Genomic DNA, 787 nt, shown 5'->3' on the forward strand with positions numbered 1-787 from the left:
GCTCTGGAACTTATTCACCTTGATACTCCCATTAAGCTGGTGATGGAGAAAACCGGCATTTCTCGGGCAACTTACTTTCGGTTGAAAAGTCATCAGCGCCGTTCCTGATGGTCAGACGCTACAAATGAAAATTTTTCAGGTTCCTGCCTCGGAAGCTCTAAACATCTTCACATAAATAACCGGGGACATAATGGATAATTATAATCAGTTGCTTGCATTTATATGGGCGTATGAATACGGGAATTTTTCTGCCGCCGCGCGGGCAAACGGATTGACGCCTTCAGCAATGAGTAAACTCATCAGCCGGCTGGAGGCGAGATTACAGGTAAGGCTCTTTCATCGCGGGACGAGAACGTTAACGCTGACCGAAGAGGGGCACGTTTATCTTAACAGTGCCCGGGCAGTCGTTGACGCAATGTCGGAGGCTGATTCACTGGCAGAAGATATGCCATCACGCATCAGCGGGCAGCTGAAAATCCGTACCATGACCACCTTCGCCCGTTATCATATCCTTCCATGGTTGTCCGCGTTTATTGACGCCTACCCCGACCTCGACGTTGATATTGAAACGGGGCCGGTTTACCGGGATGACTTTGATAAAGGGCTGGATCTCGCCATTTATGGTGGTGTACTTGCGAGTTCTTCCCGTATCGCCCGTCGTATCGGTGAGAGTCAGTGGATTACCTGCGCTTCGCCGGCCTACATCACCAGGTACGGGATACCCTCCCATCCCCGTGAGTTGATGGAGCATCGTTGTTTCCACTTTAATTTCGATAGCCACTGGAAC

Annotated in this window: 1 protein-coding gene; it reads left to right on the forward strand. The window is 50.3% G+C overall.

Features of this window, described 5'->3' with window-relative positions; translation table 11 throughout:
- Positions 1 to 190: 190 nt before the first annotated feature.
- On the forward strand, positions 191 to 787 hold a 597-nt coding region (locus AC1DUO_RS25690), incomplete at its 3' end, for a LysR family transcriptional regulator (RefSeq protein ID WP_477989538.1).

The sequence above is a fragment of the Rahnella sp. P4_A8 genome (genome assembly GCF_056402435.1).